Here is a 15,036-nt window from a genome sequence, read left to right as displayed (position 1 = left end):
GTCCAGGAGGACACACAGTGGCGAAGGCGAAGTTCGATCGGACGAAGCCGCACGTCAACATCGGCACCATCGGTCACGTTGACCACGGTAAGACGACGCTGACGGCTGCAATCACCAAGGTTCTGCACGACAAGTTCCCGGACCTGAACGAGGCCTCGGCTTTCGATCAGATCGACAAGGCTCCGGAGGAGAAGGCTCGTGGTATCACGATCAACATCTCCCACGTCGAGTACCAGACCGACAAGCGCCACTACGCGCACGTCGATGCACCGGGTCACGCCGACTACATCAAGAACATGATCACCGGCGCGGCACAGATGGACGGCGCAATCCTGGTCGTGGCAGCTACCGATGGCCCGATGCCGCAGACCCGCGAGCACGTGCTCCTGGCCCGCCAGGTCGGCGTGCCGTACATCCTGGTCGCACTGAACAAGGCCGACATGGTCGACGACGACGAGATCATCGAGCTCGTCGAGATGGAGGTCCGCGAGCTCCTCGCTTCGCAGGAGTTCGACGAGGACGCACCGGTCATCAAGGTCTCCGCACTCAAGGCACTCGAGGGTGACGAGAAGTGGGGCGAGTCGGTTCTGGAGCTCATGCAGGCCGTCGACGACTCGGTTCCGGACCCCGTCCGTGAGACCGACAAGCCGTTCCTCATGCCCGTCGAGGACGTCTTCACCATCACCGGTCGTGGCACCGTGGTCACCGGACGTATCGAGCGCGGCTCGGTCAACGTCAACGAAGAGGTCGAGATCGTCGGCATCCGCCCCGGCTCGACCAAGACCACCGTCACCGGCATCGAAATGTTCCGCAAGCTGCTCGACTCGGGTCAGGCAGGCGACAACGTCGGCCTCCTCGTTCGTGGCATCAAGCGCGAAGACGTCGAGCGTGGACAGGTCATCATCAAGCCCGGCACCACGACTCCTCACACGGAGTTCGAGGGCAACGCCTACATCCTGTCCAAGGACGAGGGCGGCCGCCACACGCCGTTCTTCAACAACTACCGCCCGCAGTTCTACTTCCGTACCACGGACGTTACGGGCGTTGTGACCCTCCCCGAGGGCACCGAGATGGTCATGCCCGGTGACAACACCGAGATGTCCGTCACGCTGATCCAGCCGGTCGCCATGGATGTCGGCCTGCGTTTCGCAATCCGTGAGGGCGGTCGTACCGTCGGAGCCGGTCGCGTCACGAAGATCATCAAGTGATCTAGCTTCACCCAGCTCTACGAAAGCGGCACCCACCTTTTGGTGGGTGCCGCTTTTGCGTGTGCACGCGACCTCCTCAATGTGCGGCCTCCCTTGTGTGGCCCTCCCGTTGGACGGCCCTCCCGTCGGGATTAATGTGGGTTTCAGTCGCTCAGACTGCAACAAAGTCGCATTGATCCGGCGGGTAGAGGGGAGTACACGACCGAAAAATGGGACGCATCGGACGCGGCTGTCCCGTAACGTCGCTGCGGTGCTACTGACCGTGACTGCAAATGCCACAACCGATTTCCCGGACGCCTCCGATATCGGGTATTTGTTGCACAAGCACCCCGATCGCGTACAGACCCGCAATCTGCCCATGGGTCAGACCACGGTGTTGTATCCCGAGGTCTCGGCAGAGCGGACAACCCTTGCAGTACTGCTCGACGCCACAGACGGCAAGAGTCCGGCTGCATCAGGGCTTGCTGTGGCGTTGTCTCGCCTGTTCAAGCAGACGCTGGCAGGCGTCTGTACCACAAGACCCGAATTGGTCTCTGCAGCAATCGATTTGATCGTCACGATGCCGGCCGCGCCGTCGCGCGGTGCGACTGATCTTGCGCCTCGACTGTTCGGTCCCCTCGGATGGAATGTCGAGGCCACCCCGATCCCACTGGATTCGACGCAGCCGAACTGGGGCGACTCCGAATACGTGGATCTGGTACTCACCGGCACCTTTGCTCTGTCGGCTGCGCTGCGGCACCTGTACGTACTGCTGCCAGTGCTCGACGACACCAAGCACTATTGGGTCGGTGAGGACGAGGCGGACAAACTCGTTCGGGCAGCAGGGGATTGGCTCGGTGATCACCCGGAGTCGTCGTTGATCGCCTCCCGGTATCTGGCGCACCGTCGGGAGCTCGTCGAGTCCGCACTGGATCGTCTGGTCCCGGATGCCCCCGAAGAGGTTGCCATCCCACGGGATCCGACGTTGGCCGAGCAACGACTACATGCGGTGCTGGCTGCACTCGATGCTGCCGGTGCGAAGTCGGTCATCGACATGGGGTGCGGCGAGGGTCGCCTGTTGCGTGAGTTGCTTGCGCACAACACAATCGAGCGGATACTCGGTGCCGACGTGAGTGATCGTGCGCTGGCGAAGGCGCAGCGCAGGCTCCGGCTCGACGAGATGTCGGATCGGCAGCGTGGACGCATCGAACTGCTCCAGTCGTCGGCGACCTATCGCGACGTGCGGTTGCAGGGATTCGACGCGATGGTGCTCATGGAGGTCATCGAGCACATCGACCTCGAACGCCTTCCGGCGTTGGTGCGCTCGGTCTTTCGAGAGGCCCGTCCGAGGACGGTGCTCGTCACCACGCCGAACTCGGAATACAACGTGCTGTACCCGGGCCTCGACGCCGGGGCCTTTCGGCACGTCGATCACCGATTCGAGTTCACCCGTGCCCAATTCGAGCAGTGGGCAACGTCGGTGGCGGACGCACACGCCTACACCGTTCGCTTCGACCGCATCGGACCCGTCGACGACGTGCTCGGCAGCCCTACCCAGATCGCGCTATTCACCAGAGAGGAGCAGTCCCAGTGAGTACCTACGAGATTCCGGACCTGTCCCTCGTCGTCCTCGTCGGCATCAGTGGATCGGGGAAGTCCTCCTTCGCTGCAGACCGGTTCGGCCCGTACGAAACCGTGTCGAGTGATGCCTGTCGAGGGATGGTCAGCAACGACCCCAACCTGCAGAGCGCCACGAAGGACGCGTTCGCGCTCCTGGAATTTCTCGTCGCAACCAGGCTGCGGGCCGGTCTGCTCACCGTCGTCGACGCCACCAACGTGCAACCGGCGGCTCGCAAGGCCCTGATCGCCTTGGCTCGTGAGCACGATGTCCTGCCGGTTGCCGTGGTGCTCGACGTGCCGGAACCGGTCTGCGCACAGCGCAACGCGGACCGCAGCGACAGGACGTTCGGCCGAGACGTGCTGCGCCGCCAGCAGTCCCAGTTGCAGCGCTCGATGCGAGGGCTGTCCAAAGAAGGCTTTCGCTCGGTTCATGTCCTCGACGGTGTCGACGCGGTGGCGTCGGCGACGTTCGTTCGTACCCCGCTGCGTAGCGACCGCCGGGAGCTTTCCGGGCCTTTCGATGTGATCGGCGACATTCACGGATGTCTGTCGGAGCTCGAAAGCCTGCTCACGACTTTGGGTTACACGCTCGAGCGCGACGCAGACGGTAGGGCAGTCGGTGCAACGCCGCCGGAGGGTCGAACGGCGGTGTTCGTCGGGGACTACGTCGACCGTGGGCCGGATTCGGTCGGTGTGCTGCGGCTCGTGATGGGGATGGTGGCAAACGGCGCAGCACTGGCAGTTCCGGGCAATCACGAGAACAAGCTCGTCAAGGCGCTGCGAGGTCGGAAAGTCACTGCCTCACACGGTTCGGCCGAGACACTCGAGCAGCTCGACGGCGAGACCGACGAGTTCCGCCGCGAGGTGCTCGAATTCTGTGATGGTCTCGTCGCACACCTGGTGCTCGACGGCGGAAGACTCGTCGTTTCGCACGCGGGGTTGATCGAGAAGTACCACAACCGCGCGTCGGGCCGAGTGCGCAGCTTCGCCCTGTACGGCGACACCACCGGCGAGACCGACGAATTCGGGCTGCCGGTGAGGTATCCGTGGGCTCAGGACTATCGCGGGTCGGCGACTGTGCTGTACGGACACACTCCCGTGCCGGAGGTGCAGTGGGAGAACAACACTGCGTGTCTGGACACGGGGTGTGTCTTCGGCGGCAAGTTGACGGCGCTGCGGTATCCGGAGCGTGAGGTCGTCTCGGTGCCGGCGGAGCAGGTCTGGTACGAGCCGACCCGGCCGCTGGGCGGGTTCGTTCGGGAGTCGTCGTCGCTGGATCTGTCGGACGTCATCGGACCGACCGGAGTGGAGACTGCGCTGCGTGGGCGTGTGTCGATTCGGCCGGAGAATGCCGCGGGCGCATTGGAAGTGATGAGCCGGTTCGCCTTGGCTCCGCAGTGGCTGCACTACCTTCCGCCGACGATGGCACCGAGTCGTACCTCGGAACGAGAGGGTTATCTCGAGTACCCGACGGAGGCATTCGACGCGTATCGGGCGCTCGGTGCGTCGACGGTGATCTGCGAGGAGAAGCACATGGGCTCGCGGGTGGTCGTCGTGGTGTGTCGCGATGCCGACACCGGTCGGGCGAAGTTCGACGCTCCCGACGGTGTCCTCGGCACCGCGTACACGCGGACCGGTCGGCCGGTGTTCGACGAGACCGTGACCGGGGTGCTGATCGCTGGGGTGGCCGACGCTCTGGAGGGGGCCGGCGTGTGGGACGAATTGTCCTCGCACTGGCTGGTTCTCGACTGCGAACTGATGCCGTGGTCCGCCAAGGCGGAGGGCCTGATCAAGTCCGAGTATGCGGCACCTGCGGCCGTGTCCCGGGCGAATCTCGAGGCCGAGGAGTCGGTGCTCGCTCGGGCGGCCTCGCGCGGCCTGGCCGTGTCCGAACTGCAGGAACGGAACGTGAGTCGGCAGCGCAACCTCGCCGAGTTCACTGCTGCGTATCGGCGGTACAGCTGGCCGACGGATGGACTGGCAGGCGTCAGCCTCGCCCCGTTCCAGCTGTTGGCCTCCGACGCAGGCACGTATGCGGACCGCCCGCACGAATGGCACCTTGCACTGGCCGATCGACTGGTGGCCACTGCGCCGAAGCTGTTCACGACGACACGTCGAATCGAGGTCGATCTGGCATCGTCGGATTCGGTTGCGGCAGGGGAGAGATGGTGGGAGGAGTTGACGGCACAGGGCGGTGAGGGAATGGTCGTCAAACCGGCGGCCAACATGCCGCGCGGAAAGATGCAGCCCGGCATGAAGGTTCGTGGCCGGGAGTACCTGCGGCTGATCTACGGTGCGGATTACACCGACCCGAATCGACTCACTGCACTGCGTAACCGAAACGTGGGACACAAGCAGTCGATGGCTCTGCGCGAATACGCGTTAGGAATGGAGGCACTGGACAGATCGATTCGCGGTGAGCCGCTCTTTTCCATCCACCAGGCCGTGTTCGCGGTACTCGCTCTGGAATCGGAGCCGGTGGACCCGCGGTTGTAGGTGCCTGCGGCGTTAGTATGAGGCGATGACCATCAGACTCGTTGTATCCGTGGAGACGAAGGCCGGTCTCGGCGAACGCCAGGTTCAGGCGTTCGCCGAGTTGGCACCACTGGTTCGAGCGGAATCGGGTTGTCTCCAGTACGACCTGCACCGAGTCGTCGGCACCGAGGATGAATTTGTGATCCTCGAACACTGGGAGTCAGCGGAGGCCTTAGCAGGCCACGACGATGCGCCGCACATGGTCGAGGCGGATGCCGCTAACAAACAGTTTCGGGCGGGACCTGCTCGAGTGCTGATCATCGAAGGCGCAGCAGTCCGTTAGACCGCGAGTGCTGCGCCCGCCCCGGCTGGGATCAATGTGGATTTCAGTCACTCAGAATGCAACAAAGGCGCATTGATCCGAACGGGGGAGGGCTACGGCACTAGTTTCGGGGCGACGAAAACGGAGTGATTCCGGCACCGATGGGTGCGGCAATTGCCGCGGTCACCGCTATGGATGCCCAGAAGGTGGTCTCCGAATGCCACCGGGACAGAGAGGGGCATTCCGCCGGACCATCGCTCGAATCTGCTACGCGTCGATGCCGTCATGGATCCACCGTAACGTGACGTCAGGTCCGTTTGTCGATGTGCAGTTGGACGCGTGTCGCCACGTCCGCGCCGCCAAGCGACCGCGCCACGAACGCGGCGCGGGACTCAGCTTCGGCGGTGAAGCCGACGACGTCGAAATCGGCTGCAGCATAGACCAATACGGTGATGGTGGGCATACCTCGGTCGTCGATGGCAGTTCCCCTGGCCCGTCTTACGCCAGGGAACTGCGCCAACTCCGCGGCCACGCCCGACGCGATCGCACTCAGGTCCACATGCGCCGAGAAGTGTGGCTCCTCGATAACGCTCGCCGTTCCGGTCGTGCGTGGTGAGAAGTTGCCGATCAACAACACCAGCGCCGCGACGACGGCCACCGCGACGACGATTGCCAGAGTCGGTACCCACCAACCCTGCTGCGGCAGTTCGGCAATACGAGCACGCTCGAAGCGAGAGAGCGTCTCCCGTGCCCACGGAACGTCGTACTGCCACGCAAGTGCGATTCCGCCACCGGCGAGCAGAGCGGCTCCCGCGATGACGGCAACGACTCGATCCAGTCCGGCGACAAAGGTTTTCACTACGACACCCGTGTCGGTTGCGACACCGAGTGCTGCACCGTCAGACGCCGCCCACCCGCGGCGACGGACAGTAACGGACCGAGGGCAGCGCGCACGGCAGCGTCGGCAGTGTCCGGAGAAACAGCTCGATCTCGCTGCACCCGGACCTCGATCTTCCTGCGTGTGACGACGGTATGCGCGTCCACGACTCCGCGGGTGGACTGCGCTGCAGCACTGCACAATCGAGCGATGTCGGTCGGCGTGGCCCAGACGGTGGGTGTCGGGCCGCCCAATCCCGAATGAGTTCTCGTCCGAGGTTTGACGCCCGGAAAGACGAAGAGTGCACCGACGACGATCGATCCGACGGCGGGCGCGATCAACCACCCCTGCCAGTGCAGTTGCGAAACCCAGTGCACGGCATCGGCAATCCATGGACTGCCGACGATGTGTCCCTGAGCGATGAAGAATTCGCGGCCGGCTACGAACGCCACGGCGAGGAGGGCGAACCCGAACACCAGCGCCACCGGCATCGCCGCGGGACCGGCCGTGGGTGGTCGAGGTGAAACCACCGCAGCAGCAACATCATCGGTGGCAACGTCGGGCCCGCGCGCCGAACGGTCCAGCGCGGTATCCGACACCAGCACGTTCACCCGATGCACGTGCACGCCGGTCATCGTCGCCAGTGCGGCCTCGACGGTGCGGTGAACCGACTCGGTCACGTCGGTGATCTGCGAGGGCCAGCGCACTCCGATGTAGAGGTTGACCGAGACGGTGTCCTCTCCGAGGGTGACGTCGGCTCGGGGAAGTTCGCGGCCGGTCAAACGCGACATGCCGCCGGTGGTGCGGGTGACCCGAGGGTCCTTCGATGCCGCCGCGATGGCCGTTCTCGACAGCGCACGGTGTTTGATCTCCAGACTTCCGCGCGACTCGTCGTGGGCACTGTGGTGTTGCACTCCACAACTGTAGTGACGCGGTGCACCTCGGCCGGATCGGCGGCGCAATTCTTCCTGGCATACTGCGGTTGTGTCGGAAATCGTTCGGGTGACCACGTCGGATATTGCCTCGGCCGAGGCGTTGCTGGAGCCGGTCATGCGCCGGACGCCGGTGGTCGCGTCACGGATTCTGTCCGACCTGACCGGTCACGAGGTGCGCCTCAAATGCGAGAACCTGCAGCGCACCGGATCGTTCAAGCCGCGCGGGGCGTACAACCGCATCGCCAGGCTCGACGCCGACCAGCGAGCCCGAGGCGTGGTGGCGGCCAGCGCAGGCAACCACGCTCAAGGTGTCGCGTGGGCCGCGTCGCAGGTGGGGATCACCTCGACGGTGTTCATGCCGGTCGGAGTGTCGCTGCCCAAACTCGTCGCCACCAAGGCGTACGGCGCGACGGTTCATCTGGTGGGCAATACCGTCGACGAGGCTCTGACGTCGGCACGGGAATTCGCCGACCGTACCGGTGCCACGCTCATCCACCCGTTCGATCATCTCGATATCGTGGCCGGGCAGGCGACGCTCGGAACCGAACTGCTGCAGCAGATGCCGGACGTCGGCACCATCGTGATTCCCACCGGCGGCGGGGGACTGTTGGCGGGTGTCGCCGCTGCGGTGAAGCTGACGAGACCGGACGTCAGGGTTATCGGCGTGCAGGCCGAGGGCGCGGCCGCGTGGCCGGCGTCGTTGGAGGCGGGCCACCCGATCGCGCTGACGTCGATGTCGACGATGGCCGACGGCATCGCCGTCGGTCTCCCCGGATCGGTGCCGTTCGATCACGTGCAGGGCTGGGTCGACGACGTCGTCACCGTCAGTGAGGACGCGCTGTCGCGCGCCTTGGTGCTGTGTATCGAGCGAGCGAAGCTCATCGTCGAACCGGCGGGTGCCGCTGCGGTGGCAGCGCTCATGACGCACTCGGCCGAGGAATTGGGTCTGACGGGGTCGGTGTGCGCGGTGCTGTCGGGCGGAAACATCGATCCACTGCTACTCACTCATGTCATCACCCACGGGCTTCGGGCCGGTGGACGTTATCTGGCCGTGCGGGTGACGATTTCGGATAAGCCCGGCGGACTCACCGGCGTCCTGGGGGTCGTGCGCGACGCCGGTGCGAGTGTCGTCGACGTCGTGCATTCCCGCACCGGCGGACGTCTGGGTCTCGAGGAAGTCGACGTCATGTTGACCGTCGAGACCCGCGGACCCGATCACCGCGGCACGGTTCTCGACGCCCTGGGCGCAGCGGGATATGCGGTGCAGGTCGAGAACTGACGGCCGGGTTCACACAGGTCGCACTGGTACCTTGATCAGCGACCTGGACCAGGACATCGGTGGGAGAAGTTTGCATGGCACGGCTCGTCGCGATCGTTTCCGCACTGGTGGGAATCCTGCTGACGATCTCGATACCGCTGTTGCCGATCGAACAACAACAGTCGTCGTTGACCTGGCCGCAGAGCGAGACCGTCGGCAATGTCGAGGCTCCGCTCGTCGGCTACACCCCGATCAGCGTCGACGCGACCGTCCCGTGTGCGGCCGCGGCTGATCTCTCCGACGGCGGCCTGTTGCTGTCCACCTCGCCCAAGGGATCGCCCGACGCCTATCGCTATGGTCTTGTCGCCGAGGTGACCGGCGGCGAGGCGTCGCAACTGAAGGTGACGCTGCGCGATTCGGTTCTGCTCGAGAAGCCGGTCGCGGAACTGAGCCCATCGACCGCGGGCGACTGCTCGCTGACGATCACCTCGAACGGCACCGCGACCACTGTCGGACTGACCGGTGACGACACCGTCTCCCGCGAGGGCGACGTGCGGCCCCAGCTGGTCGGAGTGTTCAGTGATCTGCAGGGCAACGTTCCCGGTCTGCAGCTGCAGGCCGAGCTGGACAGTAGGTTTTCTTCCACGCCCAGCGCGCTCAAGTGGTTCGCGATGATCGTCGGAGTGCTCACCGCGGGAATCTCGTTGGTGGCCCTGCACCGCCTCGACCTGTCCGATGGCCGCCGCGCCCGCCGGTTCCTGCCGCGTCGCTGGTGGAGCTTCGGGCCGGCCGACGCGGTGGTGATCGGGACGCTGCTGGTGTGGCACGTCATCGGCGCGAACACCTCCGACGACGGCTATCAACTGGGCATGGCACGCACGGCCGACCACGCCGGATACATGGCCAACTACTTCCGTTACTTCGGGGTGCCCGAAACACCGTTCGGCACACCGTTGTACGACATGTTCACCCTCCTCTCGCACGTGTCGACGGCCAGTGTGTGGATGCGGATCCCGACGCTGATCTGCGGCGTCGTCGTCTGGCTCGTCCTCAGTCGTGAGGTGATCCCGCGGTTCGGTGCCGCTGCCCGCGCGTCGAAAACTGCGTTGTGGACCGGCGGGCTGGTGATGCTGGCGTTCTGGTTGCCGTACAACAACGGTCTGCGCCCGGAGCCGTTCGTGGCTCTGGGCGTGTTGCTGACGTGGTGTTCGGTGGAGCGGTCCATCGCGACACGGCGACTGCTGCCTGCGGCAGCGGCGATTCTGATCGCCGCGTTGACTGTCACGTGCGCACCGTCGGGCTTCATCTGTTTCGCGCCACTGATTGCCGGTGCCCGGCCGGTGATTCAGATCGTCGTCGGCCGCGCCCGCGCGTTCGGCACCACTACACTCGGCGCGGCAACACTGCTCGCCCCGCTGGTGGCGTCGGGCACGGTGGTACTCGTCTTCGCGTTCGGAAATCAGACCGTGGCCGGGATGCTCGAGATGCAGCGGGTGCACACTGCGGCCGGGCCGAGCCAGGCGTGGTTCGAGGAGTACCTGCGCTACCAGTGGCTGATGAACATGGACATCGACGGCTCGCTGGCGCGCCGCTTCGGGGTGTTCGTCATGGTCGTCTCGCTGATCGCGGTGGTGATCGCGATGCTGCGCAAGGGCGGCAAGATTCCCGGCACCGCCACCGGGCCCGCTCGACGCATCGTCGGCATCACCGTCGGGGCCATGGCATTGATGATGATCACCCCCACCAAGTGGACGCATCACTTCGGCGTGTTCGCCGGGCTCGCGGCCTCGGTTGCGGTGCTCGCGGCCGTGGCGACCGGCGCAGCGGTGCTCCGTTCGCGGCGCAACCGGTTGCTGTTCGCGGCGGCCGTGTCGTTCCTGACGGCGGTCGCCTTCACCGGAACCAACGGCTACTGGTACGTCTCGGCGTGGGGAGTTCCGTTCTGGGACAAGCCGATTCTGGTGGCCGGTCTCGGCGTCTCGACGATGTTCCTCGGCCTGACGGTACTGCTGTTGCTCGCCGCCGTGTGGTTCCATCTGCGTGCGCCGTACGTCCGCGCCGACAAGCCGATGGCGCGATGGTGGTCGGTGCCACCGATCGCCGTGGCCGCAGGTCTGATGGTGCTGCTGGCCGTGGCATCGATGGCCAAGGGTGCGGTGGCTCAGTGGCCGTCGTACTCGGTCGCGAAATCGAACCTGTCGGCGCTGGCCGGCAACACGTGTGGACTTGCGAACGACGTGCTGCTCGAGACGAACCCCAATGCCGATGTGCTGCAACCGGTCAGCGGCGACGCCTTCGCTGCTCTCGGGGCCGAGAACGACGGTTTCACCCCGGACGGGGTTGCGCGGGACCTCACCGCAGACAAGGAATCCTCGGCGTCGGGCACCTCGAACACCGTCGACACCGAGGATCAGCAACAGCCGACGTCGACCACCGGAGCCGGAACCGGGGGCAGTGCACTGCCGTACGGCCTCGACCCTGCGACCGTGCCGGTACTGGGGTCGTTCGGATCGGACACTCCCGCCACCCTGACCACCGGCTGGTACGCGCTGCCCGCCGATCCCGGTCAGCTCGTCTCCATTGCCGCGGCCGGACGCATCCGCTCGGTGAACTCCGACGGCATCGTCACCTACGGCCAGAACCTCGAACTCGAGTACGGAGTGGACGGCCGGGCGCAGGGGCGGGTGACGCCCATCGACATCGGCCCGACGCCGTCGTGGCGCAACCTGCGGGTGCCGATGGACCTGATTCCCGCCGGCAGCAACATGATTCGTTTGGTATTGAGTGACACCGACCGCGACCCCGACCAGTGGCTCGCGGTCACCCCGCCGCGGGTGCCGCGTACCCAGACGTTGAACGAGGTCGTCGGTCGCGAGAATCCCGTGCTGCTGGACTGGGAGGTGGGCTTCAACTTTCCGTGTCAGCATCCGTTCGATCACCGACTCGGGGTTGCCGAAGTTCCGCAGTACCGGGTGTTGCCGGACCGCAGCGGTGCCGTCATCACCAACGCATGGCAGGACCATTTCGGCGGCGGCCCGCTCGGATGGATCGATGTCGTTGCCTCGGCCCGCACCATCCCGTCGTACCTGGACGGGGACTGGGATCGTGACTGGGGATCGATCGAGCAGTACACACCGTACGACCGATCGGCTGAGCCGGCGAAGATCACAGCAACCGAGATCCAGCGTTCCGGCCTGTGGACGCCCGGTCCCATCAAAACCGGTTAATCTCTACGCGTTCGGAAGTCCTTATACCGACAGTGGAAGAAACGGGGAGAGGGCCATGGCGAACGCTATAGAAGTAGAGAACCTGGTACTTCGGTACGGGAAGAACGTCGCGCTCGACGGGATCGATTTCACGGTTCCCGAGGGCACGGTGCTCGGTGTGCTCGGCCCCAACGGTGCGGGCAAGACGACGGCGGTGCGGATCCTGGCCACTCTGCTGCAGGCAACGTCCGGTTCGGCGCGGGTGTTCGGGCTCGATGTGGCCAAGCAGGCCAACGAGGTTCGGGGAACTATCGGCCTGACCGGTCAGTTCGCGGCTGTGGACGAGTATCTGACCGGGTACGAAAATCTGGAGATGGTCGGCAGACTGTTCGGGCTGCGCAAGGCCGAGGCCAGGAAACGCGCCGACGAGCTGCTGAGCAGATTCGACCTGGAATATGCACGCGACCGCACCGCCAAGCAGTACTCCGGAGGTATGCGTCGCCGACTCGACATCGCGGCCAGTCTGATCGGCAGGCCACGGGTGGTGTTCCTCGACGAACCCACCACCGGTCTCGACCCCCGCAGCCGAATCACGATGTGGGAGTTCATCGCAGATCTCGTCCGTGACGGAACGACGATCCTGTTGACGACGCAGTACCTCGAGGAGGCGGACCGGCTCGCCGATTCGATCATCGTGCTCAACAAGGGCAAGATCATCGCGCGCGGCACCGCCGACGAGCTGAAGGCCCAAACGGGCGGCGAGCGAATCGAATTCGTGCTCACGGACCGATCTCAGGCCGATCGTGCCAAGGAGATCCTGACCCCGATCGGCGTCGAGCCGCCCACCCTGGACGAACAGGTGGGACGGATCGTCATGCCGGTCAACGGTGGATCGAAGGATCTGTCCACGGCGTTGAGTCATCTGGAAGCTGCAGGGATCGGGGTGGTCGACGTCGGTCTGCGACGGCCGAACCTCGACGATGTGTTCCTGTCTCTGACCGGTCAGACCACCGGCGAGCCCGAGGCTGCGGAGGAAGAGAAATGAGCAACGTTCTCCTGGATTCGGCGATCATCACCAAGCGAAACCTGATCAAGCTCAAGCGAGTTCCCGATCTGCTGTTCTTCGCAACGCTGTCACCGATCATGTTCGTGCTGTTGTTCGCCTATGTCTTCGGCAGTGCCATCGACGTACCCGGTATCGACTACAAGAGCTTCCTGATGGGCGGCATCTTCGTTCAGACGATGATCTTCGGTGCGTCCATCACCGGATCCTCACTGGCCGAGGATCTGCAGAAGGGCGTCATGGATCGCTTCCGGTCGCTGCCGATGGCGCGATCTGCCGTCGTCATCGGGCGGACGGCCGCCGACGTCGGCAACAACGTCGTCACCATCACGATCATGTCCATCACCGGACTCATCGTGGGCTGGCGCATCACGTCGTCGTTCTTCGACGCTCTGCTCGGTTACGTGCTGTTGCTGTTGTTCGCGTACTCGATTTCGTGGGTGATGGCGCTGGTAGGACTGATCGTGCGCTCCCCGGAGATCTTCAACAACGCGTCGTTCATCGTGATCTTCCCGCTCACGTTCATCGCGAACACCTTCGTGCCGATCGACAACTTCCCGAGCGTGCTCAAGACCATCGCGGAATGGAACCCCATCTCGTCGGTGACCCTGGCCGTGCGTGAGCAGTTCGGCAACACCAATCCGATGGCCCCACCGCCCGAGGTGTGGCCGTTGCAGAACCCGGTTCTTTACACGTTGATCTGGGTCGTGGTGATGCTCGTGGTGTTCGTGCCGCTGTCGGTCCGCAAGTACCAGAAGACGATGACTGCCTGAGATCGTCCGAAACGACAACACCCCCGGCCGCTGAGCGACCGGGGGTGTTGTTCGAGAAAGGGCTCGAATCAGGTGTGGTACGGCTCTGCGCTGACCAGCGTGACCTTCATGGTCTTGCCGTTGGGCAGGGTGTACTCGCGGGTGTCGCCGACCTTCGCGTCGATGAGCGATCCACCCAGCGGGGACGCGGGGGAGTACACCTCGAGCTTGCTGTCGCGGGCACCCTCTTCGCGGGTGGCGATCAGGAAGGTCTCGGTGTCGGACTCGTCGCCGTCGTAGTAGACCTTCACGACGGATCCGGGCAGAGCCACGCCCGACTGGGTGGGCGCCTCGCCGACCTTCGCGTTGTTGAGCAGTTCCTGCAGCTGACGAATGCGTGCTTCCTGCTGGCCCTGCTCCTCGCGCGCAGCGTGGTAGCCGCCGTTCTCCTTCAGATCGCCCTCTTCGCGACGCTCGTTGATCTCGGCGGCGATGACGGGGCGATTGGAAATGAGCTGGTCGAGTTCGCTCTTGAGCCTGTCGTGTGATTCCTGGGTAAGCCAGGTCACCTGGGTCTCGGTCATCTCGATCACTCCCTCGTAGTCGGAATCTCGAGTTCGATTCCGGTTTCTAGGCGGTAGGGCACGCAACGAAGAGGGGACTCCAATGGATGGATCCCCTTGGTCGGCCCGCATCCTGGAGCCGTCGACATCGTTGACGCAGGTAACCCTGCCCGCAATGCAGCAATACACGGCACCTGTGCGGCAGCCGTGTACGACCCGAGCTTACCACGAACAGGCTCTTCGCCTATCGGGCTCGTAAATACTCGGGAACATCGAGGCTGCAGCCGTACACGTCTCCGACGGCGGGTGGGGACGACGTCGTCACGTCGGTGGTGAGCTCCACCGTGGTCGAGGAGGACTCCGGTGGGATGTACACCTCGCGCCGTCCCGTCTCGGAACCGTCGCGAGAACGAGCGCGGACGATGCACACCGCCGGCTGCTCCGGGTTCTCTCGGGTGACGCTGAATCGGATCGACATCGTGCTCTCGTCGACGATGTCGAACGAAAGCTGGCTGCCTTCGACGGGCTTGACCGAGAATTTCGTGTACGCGTAGTAGGCCACGCCGAGCCCGACCAGCAGGACCAGTGCCACCAGTGCGATCTTCGTCGCACGTTTCGGAGCTCGCCGAATGCCGCTCGGACCGGAACCCGACGGGTATCTACCTGCGGGAAGTGCGTTGGTCATGTCAGCTCTCGGAGTGAAATCGGGGGTGCCGCTGGGGGCATGTCGGCGTCAGGTGGAACTATAGGGCAGGCAAGAACAAGGCGAATCCGAGGT

12 protein-coding genes are annotated in these 15,036 nt (G+C 64.7%); 8 read left to right on the top strand and 4 right to left on the bottom strand.

What is annotated here, in order from left to right; all coding sequences use genetic code 11:
- Window positions 1-17: 17 nt before the first annotated feature.
- The 4 genes from tuf to J1M81_RS10345 all read left to right on the top strand — a co-directional run bounded on the left by tuf (window position 18) and on the right by J1M81_RS10345 (window position 5,625).
- A complete protein-coding gene (gene tuf, locus J1M81_RS10360; protein WP_032365471.1) occupies window positions 18-1,208 on the top strand; it encodes an elongation factor Tu in 1,191 nt (396 codons plus the stop codon).
- Between the two features lie 262 nt (window positions 1,209-1,470).
- On the top strand, window positions 1,471-2,781 hold the full coding sequence (locus tag J1M81_RS10355) for a 3' terminal RNA ribose 2'-O-methyltransferase Hen1 (protein WP_283348150.1): 1,311 nt from the start codon (window positions 1,471-1,473) through the stop codon (window positions 2,779-2,781).
- Complete coding sequence (locus J1M81_RS10350) at window positions 2,778-5,303, top strand: polynucleotide kinase-phosphatase (RefSeq protein ID WP_206498010.1); 2,526 nt, start codon at window positions 2,778-2,780, stop codon at window positions 5,301-5,303. The genes J1M81_RS10355 and J1M81_RS10350 overlap by 4 nt, the downstream gene beginning before the upstream one ends.
- Before the next feature lie 25 nt (window positions 5,304-5,328).
- A complete protein-coding gene (locus tag J1M81_RS10345) occupies window positions 5,329-5,625 on the top strand; it encodes a putative quinol monooxygenase (protein WP_032375417.1) in 297 nt (98 codons plus the stop codon).
- 286 nt (window positions 5,626-5,911) lie between these two features.
- Here J1M81_RS10345 and J1M81_RS10340 read toward each other — a convergent pair whose 3' ends face one another.
- Window positions 5,912-6,463: a hypothetical protein gene (locus tag J1M81_RS10340; RefSeq protein ID WP_206498009.1), complete on the bottom strand. Its 552-nt coding sequence runs from the start codon at window positions 6,461-6,463 to the stop codon at window positions 5,912-5,914.
- Window positions 6,463-7,395 (bottom strand): DUF6286 domain-containing Asp23/Gls24 family envelope stress response protein, encoded by a 933-nt coding sequence (locus tag J1M81_RS10335; RefSeq protein ID WP_206498008.1) that lies wholly within the window; start codon window positions 7,393-7,395, stop codon window positions 6,463-6,465. The genes J1M81_RS10340 and J1M81_RS10335 overlap by 1 nt, the downstream gene beginning before the upstream one ends.
- A gap of 136 nt (window positions 7,396-7,531) precedes the next feature.
- Between J1M81_RS10335 and ilvA the strand changes: the two genes are divergently transcribed.
- The 4 genes from ilvA (at window position 7,532) to J1M81_RS10315 (ending at window position 13,716) form a co-directional block, all read left to right on the top strand.
- Complete coding sequence (gene ilvA / locus J1M81_RS10330) at window positions 7,532-8,695, top strand: threonine ammonia-lyase (protein WP_218828725.1); 1,164 nt, start codon at window positions 7,532-7,534, stop codon at window positions 8,693-8,695.
- Between the two features lie 74 nt (window positions 8,696-8,769).
- Window positions 8,770-11,901 (top strand): arabinosyltransferase domain-containing protein, encoded by a 3,132-nt coding sequence (locus J1M81_RS10325; RefSeq protein ID WP_206498007.1) that lies wholly within the window; start codon window positions 8,770-8,772, stop codon window positions 11,899-11,901.
- 55 nt (window positions 11,902-11,956) lie between these two features.
- Window positions 11,957-12,925, top strand: a complete 969-nt coding sequence (locus J1M81_RS10320; protein ID WP_032381330.1) for a daunorubicin resistance protein DrrA family ABC transporter ATP-binding protein — start codon at window positions 11,957-11,959, stop codon at window positions 12,923-12,925.
- Complete coding sequence (locus J1M81_RS10315; RefSeq protein ID WP_027498151.1) at window positions 12,922-13,716, top strand: ABC transporter permease; 795 nt, start codon at window positions 12,922-12,924, stop codon at window positions 13,714-13,716. The genes J1M81_RS10320 and J1M81_RS10315 overlap by 4 nt, the downstream gene beginning before the upstream one ends.
- A 68-nt stretch (window positions 13,717-13,784) precedes the next feature.
- Here the strand turns inward: J1M81_RS10315 and greA are convergent, their stop codons facing one another.
- A complete protein-coding gene (gene greA, locus J1M81_RS10310) occupies window positions 13,785-14,279 on the bottom strand; it encodes a transcription elongation factor GreA (RefSeq protein WP_027498150.1) in 495 nt (164 codons plus the stop codon).
- Window positions 14,280-14,502: 223 nt separating this feature from the next.
- Entirely contained in the window at window positions 14,503-14,943 is a 441-nt protein-coding gene (locus J1M81_RS10305) for a DUF4307 domain-containing protein (RefSeq protein WP_027498149.1), read from the bottom strand.
- Window positions 14,944-15,036: the final 93 nt, after the last annotated feature.

The organism is Rhodococcus sp. KRD175 (assembly GCF_017168275.1).
GTDB classification, from domain to species: Bacteria; Actinomycetota; Actinomycetes; order Mycobacteriales; family Mycobacteriaceae; genus Rhodococcoides; species Rhodococcoides fascians.
Note: the sequence above shows the minus strand (reverse complement) of the source record. Positions and strands in the feature narration are given on the sequence as shown.

What these genes read in the sequence shown, in the direction of transcription:
- J1M81_RS10345 (WP_032375417.1), top strand. Translation starts at nt 5,329, where the DNA reads ATGACCATCAGACTCGTTGTATCCGTGGAGACGAAGGCCGGTCTCGGC.
- ilvA (WP_218828725.1), top strand. Translation starts at nt 7,532, where the DNA reads ATGCGCCGGACGCCGGTGGTCGCGTCACGGATTCTGTCCGACCTGACC.
- J1M81_RS10325 (WP_206498007.1), top strand. Translation starts at nt 8,770, where the DNA reads ATGGCACGGCTCGTCGCGATCGTTTCCGCACTGGTGGGAATCCTGCTG.
- J1M81_RS10320 (WP_032381330.1), top strand. Translation starts at nt 11,957, where the DNA reads ATGGCGAACGCTATAGAAGTAGAGAACCTGGTACTTCGGTACGGGAAG.
- J1M81_RS10315 (WP_027498151.1), top strand. Translation starts at nt 12,922, where the DNA reads ATGAGCAACGTTCTCCTGGATTCGGCGATCATCACCAAGCGAAACCTG.
- greA (WP_027498150.1), bottom strand. Translation starts at nt 14,279, where the DNA reads ATGACCGAGACCCAGGTGACCTGGCTTACCCAGGAATCACACGACAGG.
- J1M81_RS10305 (WP_027498149.1), bottom strand. Translation starts at nt 14,943, where the DNA reads ATGACCAACGCACTTCCCGCAGGTAGATACCCGTCGGGTTCCGGTCCG.